Origin of the sequence: Novipirellula sp. (genome assembly GCF_041583735.1) — a bacterium.
In the GTDB taxonomy this organism is placed as follows: Bacteria; Planctomycetota; Planctomycetia; order Pirellulales; family Pirellulaceae; genus Novipirellula.
Map to the genome: position 1 here is coordinate 1 of NZ_JBFHFD010000128.1, position 16,622 is coordinate 16,622.

Below are 16,622 nucleotides of genomic sequence, written 5' to 3' on the forward strand. Positions count from 1 at the left end.
CGCCCCTAGCAAACTCGGCAGCGACGACCACGTTTTGTCAGGATCCTCGCCGCCAATGTTGGTGATCGGATGCGAGCGTGATCGGTTGACCGTGATCGGGCCGGGGATCTGCAAACGCCGATCGTCAACGTCGTCGGATTGAATTGAAATGCGACGCGACGCGTCCAATTGTACTGGCAACACATCGGCCAAGGGCGAATTCGCATACCCGCCTGCGTCGTAGTTATGGTAGCCGCCCAGCATCACCAAGCCCGCTCCTTCGGACACCGATTGGGCGAGCTGTGTCAATTGCTCGCGGCCAATCGCATCGGCATCCAAATCGCCGATGATATAGATGTCGAATTTACCTTTTTGAAACCAATCACGCAGCCCAATCGGCCAACGTGCCGCAGTGTCGCTTGGGATCCACTGGTAGGTCAGATCGAGATCAGGAAACCGTCTTAGTGCTGCACGCAGAAACGTTTGCTCTAACCGCGGCGTCCCTTCGAGATACAAGATCCGTCCGCCCCCTTCACGCACATTCACAAACGCGGTTTGCAAATTGTTGGATGTCACCAGTTCGCCTTCGACGGGATCGACTTCGACATTCAATCGATACACGCCCGGTGCGGGAGCGACGACTTGCAGCGACATTCCTTGGACCTCGCTTGCTTTTTCAGCGACAAGCTGCCGCTCGGCTGCGACCGTTGAGTTGCCTTTTTCATCGACCCAGCGGACACGCACCGGCACTTCGGTGCCAGCCAGCCCTCGCAATTGCACCTGAAAATTGACATCGAATTCGTTCTTGGCAAACAGCTGGAAACTCTCGGGTAACGCATCGATTCCGGCATCACGGTTCGCGGCTTGACCGCCAGCCGGTCCGATCGGGACGGTCCACAGCGGGACCCCCCATGTTTTCAACGTCTGAGCGATCCGTTCGGCTCCGGCACCATCGATCGGCGCGGTTTGGGCGCCATCGCCCATCAAGACGACTCCGGCCAGCGGTTGCCCCTGAGCCGCCGCGATCGCCGCCGTCGCGGCGGACGCCAAGTCCGTCAAATCGCCCTCGGGGGTTCGGTCGTCCAACGCGGTCGGAAGTGCATTGTCCAATTCGGTCGCTGTTTTGTCGTATTCGAGCAAGCGAACGCTCATCGATTCATCCAGCGATGCAACGCCATCGGCGAGTTCACGCCACGCTTGCTGTTGATGGGTCCAGCGATCGGCGCGATCGTCATCGGGAAACGTCATGCTTCGCGATGTGTCCACCGCAACAACCAAGGTTGCCTCGGCCGGTCGCGTATCGGTCTGGACAAATCCAGGCCGAAAGATCGCCAACATCAAAATGAATGCGGCAAGGAAACGAAGTCCAATTAACCAGCGACGCTGCTTCGGATTGTCGGTTGGCGGTGTCACCAACACCAAAACAGCAACGACCAGCAGCGAAACCAAAACGGCAACGGCAACAGAATCATAGATCGGTTCGATCAAAAACGAACTCACGCGGTGGCTCCCGCAGCGGTCGACGCCTGCTTGGTCGAGGATCTCGCACTATCGCGTTTTCGATAGAATCGATTCCCCAAGATCTGTTCTAGCAAGAACACGACTAACGCCAATAGCATCGCCGGTGAATGCAGCGAGACACGTTGACTGTCTTGGTCGCCACGCAAATCGATCTCTTCGCGGTCGGTTACCAATTGAACATGCTCACTTCCTAGCGAGTTGACAAGCGACTCGGGATCGACGCGAGCCAGTCGGGTGGCATTATCGGCAATGTTCGCTGAAAAACCGGTATGAAGTCCTGGTCCGCGAACCCAATAGGTTCCCGGCGAGTTGATGTTGGTCACCGTGAATTGCTGGCTGTCGATATCGACGTCGATCGGAATCGAGCTGGTGTCGCCCGGCGGATACAGTTGGTAACGACGCGTCAATCGCTCGCCGGCTGGCTTTGCCGCGGCGGTCTGCGAATCAGCTTCTTTGTTAGAGGACAATGCCGTTTCCACTGGAATGCTAGTCGCTGCAGCGGATGCATCCGACGAAGCCAGGGTGATGGTGTGAGGTTGACCGACCAACGTGTCACGCAATCCCGCCGAACGCTCGGTCAAGTAATCGGCAAGCTCGCGAACCAACAAGAAAGCTGGCCAAGCATCAGTCCCACTGAACAGTTCGTTCCAGCGCCGAGTCGCATCGGCCAGCGCCGGCAGCGGCGTCGTCATTATTACAACGCGGCGGGGCGTTTCGGCGTCCTCGTTCGCCACCTCAACAATCGATGCGTGTTCGGTGCCAGCGAACTGTGCCAATCGGCGGAGTTTCACTTTGTCTTGGGTTCGCGTTTCGACTTGCCAATATTGAGCGATGCGAAATTGGTTCCATGGCACGCCGCCGGCAATGTTACTGAGCGGAGCGAGCAGCGGATGCGACTGATTCAGCGGTTGTAAAAACGTGCCCGGCTCGGGCACTCGCCAACGGCGGACGAGTTTCGGCCATGTTGGGGATGCTTCAGAGGTCGGTTCAGCAGCCGGCCCGAGCGAGACAAAAACGCCGCCTCCGCGCTCAATGTATTGGGCAAGTTGAGGGTTATGTAGCGCGCGATTGGGCGGGTCCAATAACATCACGGCGTCAAAATCGGCCAGCCGGACCACGGCAAAATCTTGATAGCGAATCGATTCCACTCGGTATTCTGCATTCGGGTCATCGATCACCAACGGCGCGGTGATCGATTGGCCCAGCACGCGAGCTTCTTCTTCACTGTCGCTGACGATCAACACGGGCGACGACGGTAATACCTCGATCGAAAAATAGCGAACGTTGTCCAAGGCAATCGAATCGTCCCCGATCAAGCGAATTTGCCCGTGATGTGTCCCGACCTGCATTGGCGGAACCGTCAACAAGACCTCGGCGGTTCCGCTGCCACTGAGTCGCACGCTCGTCCGATCGACACTTCGCAGTTCCGGACGTTGGATCATACCATCACGGATGACAGGCAGCGCAGGATCGCTGTCGTACAACTCCAATTCGGCCGTAATCGATTGGCCATTTTGGTTAACGTCACCCGCGATCCCAACGCGGGCCGAAACCGACACGGACGTCGCAGCAGGCGGCGTCAGATCGGACACTTGCAGCGACGAGACGAAGCGATTGGTCCCCGTAAACTCCCCAAGATCCACCAGCGTTAGATTCACGGTGGGTTCCGTTTCCAACAATTGCCGCGTGCTTGGGTCGTCGATCGCCTGCTGCCAAGTCGATTCACTGAGGTCGCTAATCACGATTACGGCTCGAGCGGCGAGATCACTCGATTGAACCAAGCCTATCGCCGCGGCAATCCGGCTGGTGATCGGCTGCGTCACCGCCAGCGGTTCGATTTGTTCGATTTGCGATAACGCACTCGCGCTATCCAGCGCAAACGACGCGGGGCTTGTCGATCGATCAATCACCGCAATCCGGCTGCTGCGAGGCACGCGAGCGACGATCCACTCGGCCAACGATTCGATTCGCTGCATCCGGTCGTCGCTGTTGGTTTGCCAGCTAGACGTTGCCGAATTGTCAATCACAATCGCCATCGCCACCGGTGATGCGGAATCGGTGGCCGGTCGGGGACCGGTTGCATAGGTCACGCCACCCCAAATGATTGCCGATAATAATGTCAACACCGCGATGCTGGTCAACGCGTAGCGCAGCGGAGGCGAAAAGCCACGTGCGATCGCGATCCCTGCCAATACCAACATGCCTAAACCTGCGGCGGCTACCAACCCGATCGTCACCCAAGTCAGTGAAAGCGATTGATGGATCACGGGCCTCGCCAGTGCGAATGCCACCGCCGCGATCGCCGCGATCCGCAGTGCTAACAGCCACCAACGACGGATTTTCAGTCGGCTGCGGTTCGTCTCGTAACGCTGAGTCAAAAAACGTAGCGACGGGAATACGACCTTCTTGGGCTCACGCCGCGACAGAAAATGCAGCACGATCGGCACGGCGGCTGCCGCGAGACCAAGCATCAGAGTTGCATTTAAGAATGTCACGAGATTGTTTTACCGCTAGTTTCAAGTTACTTGGACTTTTGACGCTGCATCAAGTATTCCGTCAACGCTTTGTCAAACGGCATGCTGGTGTCTAGCGGCACATAGTCGATTCGCAAATTGGCACATCGTTCGCGATAGTTGTCGCGGAACTCATTCAGTTGCGCCAAATAATCTTCGCGAAACCCCGTCGCGTCGACCGTGATCGTCTCGCTGGTCTCGCTGTCTTCGAATTGAACCGGACCGTCGTAGGGGAAATTGACCTCGGCTTCGTCGAGAATATGAAACACGATCACATCGTGACCGCCATGGCGCAGCCGAGCCAGCGCGGAGAGCGTCGTTTCGGGATCGTCCAACAAGTCAGAAAACAGCATCACCAGCGAATGATGTTTCAGCATCGCAGCGACTTGCGTTAACGACGCCGCTAAATCGGTATTGCCCTCAGGTTTCATCTGGGTCAACCGCGCCATCACGTCACCGAGATGCCCACGTCGGCTGCGGGCCGGCAACTCCGCACGTACCTTTTCGCCCAGCGTCAACAAGCCCACCGGGTCTTGCTGCATCGTCATCAAATAGGTCAGCGACGCCGCCAAGCAAGTGGCGTATTCAAACTTGGTCATGCTCTGGCTCTCGGTGAACCCCATCGACTGTGACAGATCGATCGCCAAGTAACCAGTTAAATTTGTTTCCGCTTCAAAACGCTTGACGTAGTACTTGTCCGTTTTGGCATAGACCAACCAATCAATCAGTTTTGGATCGTCGCCTTGGTTGTAGCGTCGGTGTTCGCTGAACTGGACCGAAAACCCGTGAAACGGACTGGAGTGCAACCCCTGCAAAAATCCACGCACGACCGTCCTCGCACGCAGGTCGAGTCGTTTGATTTGTTGGATCGATTCGGGGGAAAGCAGTGAGGCCACAATTAGGACTTCGTCATCTTTTCCGGTTCGGGAACAGGGATGTCTTTGAGCAGTCGCTCGATCACGGCGTCGGTGTCCATGCCCTCGGCCTGAGCTTGGAAATTGGTCGCGATTCGGTGACGCAGCACGGGAATGGCAATCCGCTGGATGTCGCTCGGATCGACGCTGAACCGGCCGTTCATCGCCGCGATCGCTTTACCGCCGTTGATCAGGTTCTGGCCCGCGCGAGGGCCTGCACCCCAATCGACAAGATCGCGAATGTATTGTGGCGCCGTTTCGTCTTTGGGGCGAGTCGCACGGACGAGCTGGGATGCATAACGGATCACCAGCGGATTGACCGCGATACTGGAAACCAACTTTTGAATATTCAAGATCGCGCGTGACGACAGCACCTTGTTGACGGTTTGGCTTTCGCCGCGGGTCGTCGCCGTCAAAATTTGTTCTTCTTCGGCCGCCGTGGGGTAGCCGACTTTAATGTTGAACATAAACCGGTCGAGCTGAGCTTCCGGAAGCGGGTAGGTTCCTTCTTGCTCGATCGGGTTCTGCGTCGCGATCGTAAAAAAGGGCGGCGTCAACGGATAGGTTTCCGTTCCCACGGTGATTTGCCGCTCCTGCATCGCTTCGAGAAGAGCCGCTTGAGTCTTCGGGGGCGTCCGGTTGATTTCGTCCGCCAGCAGGATGTTGGTAAAGATCGGGCCTTGGACAAAGCGGAAACTTCGCCGCCCCGATTCGTTTTCTTCCATCACCTGGGTGCCGGTGATATCCGAGGGCATCAAATCCGGTGTAAACTGAATACGCTTGAACGAGACGTCTAGGATTTCAGCCAGCGTGCTGACCATCAGCGTCTTGGCGAGTCCCGGAACTCCCTCGAGCAGACAGTGGCCGCGAGTAAAGATTGCGGCAAGCAGTTGCTCGATCGTATCGGATTGGCCCACAATGACCTTGGCGAGCTCGGCCCGCATCGTTTGCTGATGCTGAGAAAATTCGCGTAACACGTCACCTAAATTCCGCGCCGGTTGATTCGGTGGGGGGGAATTGGGTGCAGGAGGAGGACTAGTCATGATGAAAAACGTACATTCCTTTGCCGAGGTACGGGAAACTTTCTCGTCGAGTTATCTTAGACATGTATTGAAGATGGCGGGAGGACGCCAAGTCGGAACGATCGTTTTTGCGACGCTTTTGTTGCTTACCGGGATGGTCCGTCCTACGTATGCTGCCGAGATTGACGCGGCCAGCGTCCAACGAGCAATCGACCGCGGGGTTGCCTATCTTCGCAGTTCGCAAAATGACCGTGGCGGGTGGAGCGAATTCGGCAGCCAATCGTGCGGCTTGACCTCGCTGTGCACCCTCTCGCTGCTCAACGCAGGTGTCTCGCGTGACGATCCCGACATGATTCGCGCGATGCGTTACCTGCGGTTGTATGAACCCAAAGAAACGTATTCAGTCGCTCTGCAAACACTCGTCTATTGTCAACTCGGGGCCGCCGGTGACCTCGATCGCATTCGCCGCAACGTTCGTTGGTTGATCGATTCGCAGCGTGACCCCGGGGGGGCTGGGAATCCAGGAAGTTGGAGCTACGGCAACGGACTTGGCAACGGCGATCCTTCGAATTCCCAGTTCGCGATTCTTGCACTCGGTGCTGCGAAAGATCGTGGCATCGAAATTGAACCCGCCGTCTTCGAGCGTTCGATCGCTTATTGGGAAAAGATCCAGCGTGGCAATGGCGGCTGGGGATACGGACGTAGCCAACCGCCGACCGGCAGTATGACCTGCGCTGGGATCGCTTCGATGATTATTGGTCGCGATGGTACCTCTGCCGGCAGTTCGAAAATCGTCGGCGATACGATCCAGTGCTGCGGAAATGAATCGCCGGAAAAAGATCCCGTCCAGGCGGGGCTGCAGTGGCTCGGCGATCGGTTTACCACCGAAGTCAATCCAGGCGGCGATTCGATGACGTTTTTCTATTACCTGTATGCGCTCGAACGTGTCGGCCGCTTATCGGGGCGACGGTTCATTGGCGGCCATGATTGGTATCGCGAAGGCGCCGAACAATTGCTCAACGCGCACGATCAATTCCAAGGGTTTTGGTCGGGGACAGGGATGATGGAAAACAATCGCGACATTGCCACGTCGTTCGCGCTACTGTTCCTCAGTAAAGGCAAACGCCAAGTCGTCGCCGGTCAATTGCAATACGAAAGCCAACCGGCGAACCAGTGGCAATCGCACCCCGAAGGGCTCAAGCAATTGGTCCGGCATGTCGAACGTGACTGGGGCCGCGATCTGACTTGGCAAACCATTATTGGCCAACATGACAAGGGAAAGGCGGCAGCGGTCGAAGATTTGTTGCAAACTCCGGTACTGATCATTAGCGGCAAGGCCTCGCTGAATTTCTCGCCCGAGCTAGTCAAAAATCTCGGCGAGTATTTAGAGCAGGGTGGCACGATATTGTTCGAAGCCGAAGCGGGGGATGGATGCGGAGACGCATCGGCGTTCGAAGCGAGTGTTCGCGAGTTGTGTGCGAAATGGTTCGACGGAGCACCGCTGGACCGGTTGCCGCCGAGTCATCCCGTGTGGTTTGCCCAGCATGAAGTGGCACCAGCGTCGATCCCATTGATTGACAAGGATTTTTGGGTCTACGGGGTTCAAGCGTGTTGCCGCACCGCCGTGTTTTACGTCCCGAATTCCTTGTCATGTCGCTGGGAATTGAGCGACGTGTTGTTTTCGCGTCGCGAGGTGTCCGAGCCTGTGCGAAAACAATTGGATGTCGCAGTGCGGTTGGGCGAAAACGTGATCGCATATGCCACGGGCCGCGAACTGAAAGACAAGTTGGAAAAACGAGTTGTGCTAGACGCTGAGGATGCACCGCAGCCGACACGTGGATCGATCGAAGTCGCGATGTTGTCACTAGGAGCGGGCGGTGAGGAAGCTCGCCGAGCGATCCCCAACGCGGCCGAGTTGATTCGCCAGCGGGTGCCGATCGACATTCTCGCGGCTGATCAGCCGGTCCAGATCGAATCGGCCGGTTTAAGCGGCGTTCCGGTGTTGTGGATGCATGGTCGCACCGAGTTCGAATTGACTGCAGATCAACGGCGGGCGTTGGCGGAATACATCAAAAACGGCGGCTTTGTGATTGGCACCGCGATCTGCGGCAGCGAGGCGTTCGCCAAGTCGTTTCGCCGCGAACTGGGACAGGTGTTACCCGGTTCGTCGCTCGAGACGATGCCCGGTTCGCATCAGGCGATGACCAGCGCGAATGGCGGATTCGACATCACTTCGGTAACTATCCGCACGCCAAGTGGCCGCGGTGAAGGGCAAGTGGTTAATCGTCGCAGCAGCGCACCGCTGATCGAGTTTGCCACGGTCGACGGCATGGCCAGCGTCTTCTTTTCACCGCTCGATATCAGTTGCGCGCTCGAGAGTCAGAACTCGGTCCAGTGCCCCGGTTACCCCACCGAAGACGCCGCCAAGATCGTCGCCAACCTGGTCCTCTTCGCGCTCAACCAATAGTAACACAGGCTGCCAGCCTGTAGTCCGATTCCCATCCAATTTGCATTTTCCACCTCCGTCGGCCACATTAGTCGTTCGCCACGGTTTTTATCGACCGGCGATGTCTCGGATGCACGCCAGGGACTCGGCATCGTGTTTACAATTGGTTGCCTGTGGGATCCCCCAGGTAAATGGTCACATTTTAGCAAAGGAAAAGTCTTGAGCTTTTTTAGAAAACTATTCGGTCGTGAGTCAAAGGTCGTTCGCGATCCAGACAGAGTGCCGGAGGCGTTAAAACAGCTAAGACCCGTCTTTGATGAAATTGGGGCTGAAGCGATTGGGTGTAGCCCCGAGAACTGGACTAATGCCGTTTTGACGATTACGTGCGATGGACAAAGGATCGATTACTCCCTCAAAAATCATCGAGAAGAGCAAGGAGTCGCTTCGATCACTCCGCGTCTTGCCGAGCTTGCTGAGCAACTGTATTTATCGATGGCCTCGAACGGGGATCGGTGGACAAAGGGGGAACTTCGATACAACCAAGATGGCGACGTGTGGAAGTTCGAGTCGAACTTCTCTTATGACTAACATGCTACCGCACCCGCGTGCCAAAGCCGAGTATCTTAAGGTGGACGATTTACTGTCGTTCGCTCGCTGAACCGTATCGCACTGTGACTGTTGCCCCCAACCCTTACCGACCCTCTGCAGTTTCGGCACAAAAACCTTTTGCCGAATCACCGCGCTGGAAGCGTGCTCTCGGTTCGATGCTTAGGATCTTTGGCGCCATCGTGATCGCGATCCCCATCGTCGTTGTCGTGATCGACATACACGAAATCACCATTCAAAGCATTCTGGCGGATCTGCCCGGCATTCTGACTGCACTGGCGTGCTATTTCGGATTCGGCAGCTTGTTGATCGTGCTTGGCAATCGGCTTACTGGCCAGAAAAATGGCCCTGAAAGTACCGGCTGATTGAGTGTAAGCACATTTTCCTGCCTCTATTTTCCTACCAAGTTCTTTTTCGCTGCTGGTCGATAGGCTGACGCGGCGTTGTCGTAGTGCTGCGGCTTGGATCACGGAAGCATGAAGGCGAAGCGACAGCAAAAATCGCCAATCCGTACCGTCTCGAGAAAATTTCAAGTGTTTGCACCGAGGCTTCTCGATCGGTTAGAATCTTCTCGGCTTATGAATCCGCGATCGATCGATCCGGCCGCAATTGAAACCGTTCAAGTCTGACGCAGGATCGATCCGTCTGCAAAAACAATCCGATCCAATCCTTCTTTGTTCTGTACCAATCCGATTCCCAATGATGAAACAAATGCGTTGCAGCGGATTACTTATTCTCGTTTTAATGGCGTTGATGTGTTCCGATGTTGCCGCCCAGCGAGTGCAACGTGGTGTTGTCACGGAAGAGCGAATCGAGGCTGGGGAATTTTTGCAATATGTTCCTAACAAACGATCGCGAGTGACGAACGTCTTGGTCATCTGTCACGGTTCGATCGCCGATGGCAGCACCGCACTTCAAAGTGCTCGTACCTTTATCAATCGCTGGTTGAGGTTTTCGGAATCGACGGGAGTGGTCCTTGTCGCCCCTGCATTTGATGTTGAAAACTATGCCAGCGGCGAAGATGCACCTGGCGGTAGTGCGTGGGGTTACCGTGCGCACGATGGACGCACCACGACATCCGATCAGTTCGTGCACATGATCGTGGATCGTTTTAAAACATTGGATCGCCACTACGACGGAAAGTTCTATTTGTACGGGCATTCTGCGGGAGGCCAGTTCGCAAACCATTACCTGGTGGTTCATCCCGAACGATTGCACGGGGTCGTCCTCAGTGCACCTGCTATCTACGCGATGCCTGATCCCGATACCGGTTGGCCCGCTGGAATGAAGCCGCGCAAACGAACCTTGCAATGGGGAGACAAGAGCAAGGAGTTCGAGATCGATCACAAACTGGAAACCTGGGTTACGGCGGTGCAATTGCCGGTAGCGGTCGTCATTGGCGAAGCCGATACGGATCGCTTGTCCGATCAACCGCAACAAGGAGGTTGGACGCGATTCGATCGGGCTCAGCACTACGTCAAGGAAATGGAGATGTTTGCGGCTGAGAATCAGGTCGAATCCGGGGGGCAGCTTATTACTGTTCCTGGTGTCGGACACAGTTCCTCGCGGCTAACTGAAATCTCCGCCAAGGCGATCCTAATCATGGGGCAACGCGCCAAATAAAAATAAGAAAATGAGATACCTGTTACGACGATTCCTCTGTTCCGCTTCCCAAACCTTCCGAAAATTAGAACTGTGAAAAAATGAACGAACCCCTGAATCCTTATGCCGCACCCGCCGCAGCGGCGGCGTTGCCGAACGAGTCGGATCCTTATCTCACCGGCGGCGCGGTCGTGCCGGCTGGAAAAGGGCTTCGCTTGGCGAATTTCTTTATCGACTATTTCGTGCAATTTGCCATCAGTTTTGCTTTCGGAGTTGTCGTCGTGGTCGTCGGCGGCCAAGACGGCATGGACTTTATTGATAGAACGCCGGGCTTTCTGATTGGCTTGCCCATTCTGCTCGGTTACTACATTCTGTGCGAAGCCACCATGTCAAGGACGCTGGGAAAATTGATCACGGGTACGAAAGTGGTCAACGAACAGGGAGGCAAACCCTCATTTGGCCAGGTTGTCGGTCGCAGTTTTTCGCGGCTCATTCCGTTCGAAGCGTTCTCCTTTCTTGGAGAAACTTCGAGAGGTTGGCACGATCGTTTTCCAAACACGTTTGTCGTGAAGTCCCGATAGCATATAAAAAATAAAACGCAATCACGGCTTCCCGGAAGCTGTGATTGCGTCGGAGGATCCTTGACGCGGGCACCGCTGGTGTCGGCTTATTCTTGGCCCATCAATTGACTCGCTTTTTGGGCGAGCTGGATGAATTCGGCCCTTAATTCGAAGCGATCTTCGCCCTTACTGGCCTCCGCGACACGGATCACGTCGCCGAGCGTCCAGTTTCCTTTGTACTCGCTGCGACGAAGCTGCATTCCAAACCCTGCGACGGCTGCGGCAAAGCGAGTCTCCTTGTCAGCTTTGTCAAAGCTGTCGCCCTCGTCCGTCACCGGAAACTCGACCAAGGTGCTGGTGTCGCCATCAGGCTGTTTGTAGCGCAGTTTGATCGTCAACATTTCGTCGTTTTGAGCTGCCTTGGTTGGCTTGACCTTGGCTTGGTACTTCAAGTCGTCGACCTTCGGTTTGGCCGCGTCGGGTTCGCTGCCGGCCGGGACGATTTCGTACAGTGCGGTGACGCTATGCCCCGCCCCAATTTCGCCCGCGTCTTTTTGGTCGTCATTGAAGTCTTCTTTCGCCAGCACTCGGTTCTCGTAGCCGATCAAACGGTACGAGTTGACTTGCGTTGGATTGAATTCGACTTGCAATTTGACGTCTTTGGCGATCGTCACCAGCGTGCTGTTGGTTTGATCGACAAGTACCTTGCGAGCTTCCTTTTCATTGTCGATGAAGGCATAGTTGCCGTTGCCTCGGCCGCTGATTTGCTCGAGCATCGAATCGTTATGGTTGCCCATCCCAAACCCGAGCACCGACAGAAAGACGCCTCCCTTGGCTTCTTTTTCCACCATGCGTACCAGTGCGTCAGTGCCAGTCGTGCCGACGTTGAAGTCGCCATCGGTACATAGGATCACGCGGTTGACACCGTCGGGGATGAAATGGTCGCGAGCGACTTGGTAGGCCAAGGCGATGCCGGCACCGCCGTTGGTGCTGCCGCCGGCCGAGAGCTGCGTCAGCGCCTTGCGAACTTTCTTGCCGTTTTTCACTTTGGTGGAATCGAGTACCAATCCGGCCGATCCGGCATAGACTGCGATCGCCACACGGTCGTTCTCGTTCAATTGCTCCAGCAACATTTTCATGCCGTCCTGGACCAACGGCAATTTGTTGGCTTGGTTCATCGAGCCGCTGGTGTCCAGCAAGAACACCAAGTTGCAGCGAGGACGCTCGGATTGTTCGATCACTTTTCCTTTGAGCGCGATCCGGGCCAGCCGATGTTGTGGATTCCAAGGACACTCGGTCACGACGGCACGAGCGGCGAAGGGATGTTCCGCGTCGGCGGCGGGCGGATCGTAGTTGTAGTCAAAGTAGTTGATCATCTCTTCGATGCGGACTGCGTCTGGCCGAGGCAACTGGTTTGCACGCACAAGGAAATCACGCACCTTGCTGTAGCTGGCGGTGTCGACATCGACTGAAAACGTGCTTAGTGGATGTTCGGAAACATGCCGGAACGGGTTGTCCTCGATCACGTCAAACTGGTCACCTGGGGTTCCAGGACCAGCGCCTTCAGGGTTGCGAACTTCTTCGTCCAGCAATTGGATGGCTTTGGGCAACCCCGGAATCGACTGTTTTAGCTCGGTTCTTAAACTGGTGTTCGAGGGCACCGTATTCATCGGAAGCCCATATCCACCCGCCGTGCTTTCTCCGCCGCGATTGGTGGGCTTGCTTTCAAAACGATCCGCAGATGGACTCGCCGGCATACTCATTCCCATATCCATACTCTCCATCTCCCTACCGCTGCTTCTCCCCCTTCTCAAATTCTCGTTAGACTCATTCTGCAATCCGCCCATCGCCATTCCACTTCCGGGCATTCCCATTTGTGCGTCGGATTCGGCAATTTCAGCACCCCCAAAGAAATCCCCAAAGGGTTCCGGTGATTCGCTGAACGGACCGGCTGGAGCCGCAGGTGCATCCGGCGCCATCGCATGCAATTCGCTCGCTTCGGACTTCTTCGCGGATTCCGAATCCTTTGCTTCTTTGGCTGCATCGGATCGACGCGTCATCATGCTACGTCGAGATTTTTCCATCACTTCAGGCTTGGACTCCGATGCCGTTCGCGATCCGCTTTGGATTTGGAGCGATTCGGATGGCGATTGCGACATGCTGAGTGCTCTAGATGCTCCGGCTTGTCCCGCGCCGTCAGGCCTTTGATCTGCGCCGTCAGGCCTTTGGTCTGGGGCCGATTCTTTCAGCATCGATCGCATCGCGACTTGGGGGGGAGCTGCGCCTGCATCACGTTTTGCTTCTGCACGACTGTGAACTTGATCGGATGCGGAATCGGCGGACATCGCTGCTGCTGCCATTGGCGCCGCTGCCATCGGAGACGTTGTTGGTGCCGCCGCTTCGGCGGCAGCAAATCCGCTGGCGTCGGCCAAATCATGGGGTGTCAACTCTCTCTCGCCACCGAGCGAATCTGCCGATCGCTCCACGATCTCTTCGTCTTGTTCTTGCCCACTCGTTGCCATTCGCATGTAGTCTTCTTCGCTGAGGGTCGGTTCCTCATGGGGATCGACCACAGCGTCACCGTTCATCGCAATTTTGGGCGACATACTGGCTGGGATCGCGATCGCACAAATGATCAAGACGATCGCCGCTGTTACGACCAACTCAACGGTACCGAGCTGGTACCACGCTCGGTTCGGTTTGGTCGTGACAAACGTTTGATGGTTTTCGCCGGCAATGATCTTGTCGCGGCGATTAGCGTCCAGCGGCGGCGTCGATTCGGATGCGAACAACGAATCGAGCTTGCTCGTCACACCGCGAGCTTCTTCGACCGCCGCGGCCAATTCGGGATTGGATTGCATTTCGCTTTCGAAAGCGGCACGCTCATCGGCGGGCAACTCGTCAAGCACGTAAGCGGTGATCCGAGGATCATTCCAGATGGATTCAGACATAGGAGAACTCAGTGATTTATTGTGGATGGATCGGAAGCGTTGCGAAAAAAGGTGTCGGACACCTTTTTCCGTGCGTTTAGCTCATCGCCAGCGAGTTGCGTAGGTTGCGAACCGCTTCGTGCAGATGGAAGCCAACGTTGCTGACCGTCAATCCGGTCACCTCGGCGATCTCGCGGTAGCTCAATCCGGCCTGCATCCGCAAACGCAGTACTTCCTGTTGTCGCGGTGACAATTGATCCACCATCTCGGTAAGTCGATGGCGAGCTTCCTCGTCGCTGGCCACTTCCGACACGTCCGGGGCTGGGTCGGCGAGCGAGACCTTTGACGCGTCAATCGGCGTCGAATGTTTGGTTCTTTGCATGTCAATGACTCGGCTTCGGCATACGGAAAACAGCCAAGCTGCGATGCGAGATTCGATCTTTTGACGATCTTCGCGACACAGCCGCAGAAACGTTTCCTGCACCGCGTCCTGAGCCTCTTGCCAATCACCACCAAGCATCCGTGACGCATACGCCAACAGCGGTCGCTCAAAACGATCCACCAATGCACTGATGGTTTCGGCGGGCCACTGAGTTGGGGAGTGATCCGGCATGATGATGAGATTAGCGATAGGAGATAGACGTGGGTTTCATCTTCGACAACGAAACCGAGAAAAGAATGTTAGGGAGGTTTCCTCAAAAAGGTGGGAATCCCCTCGGCAGAGTTGCGGCAGCATGGCCGCAAGTCGTTCTACTGGAATAGTTTAGCAATTTCCGAGTGAGCTTGTCGCGATTTGGAAATCAATTCGGCCGAAGCCAGGTCCGTTAGCGAAACTCGCGTCGGATAGAACTCGCTAATGGTTCGTCGCAGACGTTGGTCGAGTTCTTCGGTCCACCGGTAACGCGAGTCACATTGCTGCAGTTCAGGTGGGGTCAGCGGAATCCGAAGCCTGAGGCATGCCGGCCCTCCGCCTCCGGCCATGCTCTGATTCAAATCGACATAGCGTACCTCGCTGAAAAATTTCGATTCGCCGATCCACGATTCGACCAGCGTCCGCGTCGGAGTATGCTGTTGCACCTGCGATGGACAAATCAGAACCGGAGGCACTGCGACCTCGTTCTCCGCGGCGGGGCTGATCAATTGACTGTTAAACAAGTAGGTGCGGACAGCATCGGCGAGTGGCAGATCGGTGTCGCTTACGACCACTCGCCGTAGCGGGCGGCCAAAACGTTGTTGGTAGCGATAGGCCATTCGCGAGATCACGTGGTCCGGATCGTAAAAAGCCCGCTCATGATGAATCAACAAGTCGTGGTGACTCGCCGCAACGACGTCGTTATGAAATGCTCCCGCATCGATCGCATCAGGATGTTGTTTGACAAAAAAAGTATTTTCCGGATCGAGTCCCTGGCCAATTGCAATCGCCTTACACGCGAGCAGTGATTGACGAGGCCAAAAACGTTTCGCAGCGGGATCACCGTCACCGTAGACGAATAAATGAATTCCGGGTTCATTTTGATCGCTGCCAAACCGCATGTGGTTGGCGGCCCCTTCGTCACGCATCGCGGCGCCGCCGGGAAGCGGTCGCAGGACCTTGGTTTTGGGAAAAAGACAGCGAAGTTCATGCGTCGTGGCCTCGGCCTCGATCGCTCGATGCATGCTGGCGTCTAGATTCGCCACGGTCATCGCTGGCAAACCAAAACGATTGTCGATTGCGGGCGAAACCGTGGCGGCGTTCGCCGTCCACATCGCAGAACAGCTCATTGCAGCAGAAAGGACACTCGGCGTTTGTAAGGCGACTTGTTCAAGTGATTCGCCATCGGCAATTTGAAAACCAACTTGCCTTAAAAACGCGACATCGGGCCGAGCCTGTGGTGGCAAAATGAACTGCGGTACGCCATAGCTTGCGACCAACCGCATCTTGTCGAGCCCCTGGAGTGCCGCGCTGGCGGGATTCGAAACATTGCCCGCGTGCGATAGCGAAGCAACATTACCAACGCCAAGCCCCCCAAAATGATGCGTGGGACCGACAAGGCGATCGACTTGGACTTCGGTTAGTTTCAAGGAAGGTTAGCCTAAAGGGGTGCGGAAATGTCTCTTACGCTATCACTTTTTCTTCAGCCATCCGTTGCCACTGAGCCGCGCTGATTTGCCGCTGGCGTCGCTATCGGAGGGAGCGAGATTGGGGATTGTTGATTGTCGCATATTCAGTACTTTGGGTCTATTCTGCCGAGAAAGAGGCAGCCCCTGTGTCCAGCGGACTCGACCAGAGTGCGATCGAAGAGTATCAAGCTCAATCCGAAGGCGAGGGATACGACAACGATGTCGAGCCGAAAAGTGATTAGGACCGCCGATGGTCTTGTTCCAGATGCCCGTATTGAGACTCGTTTGATTCGTGGCCAATCACGCCTCTGCAAATTTGCCCGTGAATGAACAGGGCTCGTTCCCGGTTCAATCATCCGGCGTCACGTCTTTCCATCTTTTCTGTCGCAACGATTTTTCTGTCTCTCTTGTTCCTCGATCCGCGAAGGC

General features: G+C 55.9%; 12 protein-coding genes and 1 pseudogene. 6 read left to right on the top strand and 7 right to left on the bottom strand.

Annotated elements, in window-relative coordinates:
• From ABX962_RS12015 to ABX962_RS12030, 4 genes and pseudogenes are all read right to left on the bottom strand, one after another.
• Nucleotides 1-1,479 (bottom strand): annotated as a pseudogene (locus ABX962_RS12015) (hypothetical protein); the annotation flags it as partial.
• Entirely contained in the window at nucleotides 1,476-3,995 is a 2,520-nt protein-coding gene (locus tag ABX962_RS12020; RefSeq protein ID WP_372719664.1) for a BatA domain-containing protein, read from the bottom strand. The pseudogene ABX962_RS12015 and the gene ABX962_RS12020, both read right to left, overlap by 4 nt.
• Before the next feature lie 26 nt (nucleotides 3,996-4,021).
• Nucleotides 4,022-4,909 carry a DUF58 domain-containing protein gene (locus tag ABX962_RS12025; RefSeq protein ID WP_372719666.1) on the bottom strand — a complete coding sequence of 296 codons (888 nt, stop codon included), beginning with the start codon at nucleotides 4,907-4,909 and terminating at the stop codon, nucleotides 4,022-4,024.
• A gap of 2 nt (nucleotides 4,910-4,911) precedes the next feature.
• A complete protein-coding gene (locus ABX962_RS12030; RefSeq protein ID WP_372719668.1) occupies nucleotides 4,912-5,970 on the bottom strand; it encodes an AAA family ATPase in 1,059 nt (352 codons plus the stop codon).
• Between ABX962_RS12030 and ABX962_RS12035 the strand changes: the two genes are divergently transcribed.
• The 5 genes from ABX962_RS12035 to ABX962_RS12055 all read left to right on the top strand — a co-directional run bounded on the left by ABX962_RS12035 (nucleotide 5,969) and on the right by ABX962_RS12055 (nucleotide 11,184).
• Nucleotides 5,969-8,416 (top strand): DUF4159 domain-containing protein, encoded by a 2,448-nt coding sequence (locus tag ABX962_RS12035; protein ID WP_372719670.1) that lies wholly within the window; start codon nucleotides 5,969-5,971, stop codon nucleotides 8,414-8,416. The two genes, ABX962_RS12030 and ABX962_RS12035, sit on opposite strands and share 2 nt — an antisense overlap.
• Before the next feature lie 132 nt (nucleotides 8,417-8,548).
• Entirely contained in the window at nucleotides 8,549-8,983 is a 435-nt protein-coding gene (locus ABX962_RS12040) for a hypothetical protein (protein ID WP_372719672.1), read from the top strand.
• A gap of 176 nt (nucleotides 8,984-9,159) precedes the next feature.
• Nucleotides 9,160-9,366 (top strand): hypothetical protein, encoded by a 207-nt coding sequence (locus tag ABX962_RS12045; RefSeq protein ID WP_372719674.1) that lies wholly within the window; start codon nucleotides 9,160-9,162, stop codon nucleotides 9,364-9,366.
• Between the two features lie 334 nt (nucleotides 9,367-9,700).
• A complete protein-coding gene (locus tag ABX962_RS12050; protein ID WP_372719676.1) occupies nucleotides 9,701-10,624 on the top strand; it encodes an alpha/beta hydrolase in 924 nt (307 codons plus the stop codon).
• 80 nt (nucleotides 10,625-10,704) lie between these two features.
• Nucleotides 10,705-11,184 (top strand): RDD family protein, encoded by a 480-nt coding sequence (locus tag ABX962_RS12055; protein ID WP_372719678.1) that lies wholly within the window; start codon nucleotides 10,705-10,707, stop codon nucleotides 11,182-11,184.
• Nucleotides 11,185-11,270: 86 nt separating this feature from the next.
• On the opposite strand, the gene ABX962_RS12060 is transcribed toward ABX962_RS12055, so the two are convergent.
• The 3 genes from ABX962_RS12060 to ABX962_RS12070 form a co-directional block, all read right to left on the bottom strand.
• Nucleotides 11,271-14,114, bottom strand: coding sequence for a von Willebrand factor type A domain-containing protein (locus ABX962_RS12060; protein ID WP_372719680.1), 2,844 nt, complete (start codon nucleotides 14,112-14,114; stop codon nucleotides 11,271-11,273).
• A gap of 76 nt (nucleotides 14,115-14,190) precedes the next feature.
• Nucleotides 14,191-14,706 carry an RNA polymerase sigma factor gene (locus ABX962_RS12065; protein WP_372719682.1) on the bottom strand — a complete coding sequence of 172 codons (516 nt, stop codon included), beginning with the start codon at nucleotides 14,704-14,706 and terminating at the stop codon, nucleotides 14,191-14,193.
• A 137-nt stretch (nucleotides 14,707-14,843) separates the two neighbouring features.
• Complete coding sequence (locus ABX962_RS12070) at nucleotides 14,844-16,154, bottom strand: N-succinylarginine dihydrolase (RefSeq protein WP_372719684.1); 1,311 nt, start codon at nucleotides 16,152-16,154, stop codon at nucleotides 14,844-14,846.
• Between the two features lie 125 nt (nucleotides 16,155-16,279).
• Between ABX962_RS12070 and ABX962_RS12075 the strand changes: the two genes are divergently transcribed.
• Entirely contained in the window at nucleotides 16,280-16,435 is a 156-nt protein-coding gene (locus ABX962_RS12075; protein ID WP_372719686.1) for a hypothetical protein, read from the top strand.
• Nucleotides 16,436-16,622 lie beyond the last annotated feature (187 nt).